This window comes from Bacillus sp. MBGLi79 (genome assembly GCF_002953915.1).
In genome coordinates, this window is sequence record NZ_CP026521.1 from 2406349 (window position 1) to 2408141 (window position 1793).

Here is a 1793-nt window from a genome sequence, read left to right on the forward strand (position 1 = left end):
TATCTATTTTTTTTGTGCGTGCGACTTCGTGAAGCTCTTCAAAAGTGAGGTAGTATATATCTTCTTTTTCATGAATAACGCCCGCTTGTACGAGTTGTTCGGCTTCTTTCAGCAATGCCTGCTTATATACGAAGTAGCGACTGACTATGCCGTATTTTGGATATTCCCGGTAGCCGATGAAATTCCGGATGAGGTTGATCATTCGTTTTGTTTCTTTCGCTTTTTGTTCACCATCCGGCAATTGCTTCAATCGATCAATTAACTCTTGTTCTTTTTCCAAAGCAGCCCGCCGCCCTTGCTCAAACTTTCGATTGCCGGCGTTAGGCTCGAAGTTTTTGATATGACTAAGAATCATGGGGACAAGTGTAATTGGTTTTTCACTCCAGCGAGGTCTTGTAATATCAATTTCTCCAGGACAACGCATTCCGTATTTGCTGAGATAATCATAAATAGCGTCTTGGATTTCCTTTCCACCATTAAACTTAACCAGTTCATCGAGAAAGTGATCTTCTTTTGCATGCTGCAAATAATCAATCACTTCTGGATAAGGGCGAATCACATCCGCGACATCCATCAGCGCCAGACCCATTTCCGAAGTAATATTGCCCGGTACAGATTGAGAAAGGGTATCAGCGGCGTTTTTTTCGCCTAGCCACTTGTTCATGTTTTCATTGATCCATGTTGTCGCATTTATAGCAGCCATAAACACAGCCGTACTTTGCGGGTCAAATACGATCTTCTTTAATTGCTGGATATCTTCCAGTATAAAATCAAACAAATCCGATCCCGATTTCGCTTGGATGTTTTGCTTTAACTCTTCGATCGATGTTTGATTGCGCTTCATCAAATCAGAAACGATTGTCGGATCGTTCTCGAATTGCACCGGCATATCTGTTTGACCGTTGCCCGGAATCGGTGCTGTTTGATCATTTGGCATCAATTTTATAAAATCTCGCTCGATTACGGTCATGAGTGCGTCTTTTGTAAGCGGATCTGCTTCCACGGTAGTTAATAAAGCTTCCCGGCCGGCACGTGTCGTCAGCCTAGGCGCAACATCAACAAACAATCTCCCGCCGGCTTTACGCATAGGTGCAGGAGTAATTAACAGATAAAAAGACAATCCCAACGGTTTAATGGGATCAGTCATCATTTGCTGATGACCAACAGATAGATAGACGTGATTTTCCTGATCATTCGTTTCAGGGATCGGGAATAAAGTCGTGATCGGCCGGCTCTGAACAATATAAAATGTATCATCAGCCAAACACCATTCGATATCTTGCGGCTGGCCGAAATGAGCTTCGATCTGTCTTCCGATACGTGCCAGCTGTAAAATTTGCCCGTCAGTGAGTGCTTGAGACATCTGTTGATCAGGATCGATCTGCTTTGTCTCTGTTCCGCCTTGTGCTCGTCCATAAATCGCCAATTTCTTGGCTGCTATTCTCTTATCGGCGATTTGTCCGTTTTGCACTTTATAACAATCGGCAGAGACCAAGCCGGAGACCAGAGCTTCTCCAAGTCCAAAACCGGCATCGATTGAAAGCAGTTTCCGGTTGGAAGTCATCGGATCAGCGGTAAATAAAATCCCTGAAGCATGCGGGAAAACCATCTTTTGAATGATAACGGATAAATAAACTTGCCTGTGATCGAATCCATTCTGCATACGGTAGATGACCGCGCGCTCCGTGAACAGGGAAGCCCAGCATTTGCTGATATGCTGCAAGATCGCATCCTTGCCGATAACATTTAAATAGGTCTCTTGTTGCCCTGCAAAAGAAGCATGCGGCAAATCC

The 1793-nt window shown here is 44.2% G+C and carries 1 protein-coding gene; it reads right to left on the minus strand.

Translation table 11 applies throughout. From position 1 onward, the window contains the following. A partial coding sequence (gene ppsA / locus C1T29_RS11850) for a phosphoenolpyruvate synthase (protein WP_208945706.1) occupies positions 1-1793 on the minus strand: 1793 nt, incomplete at both ends.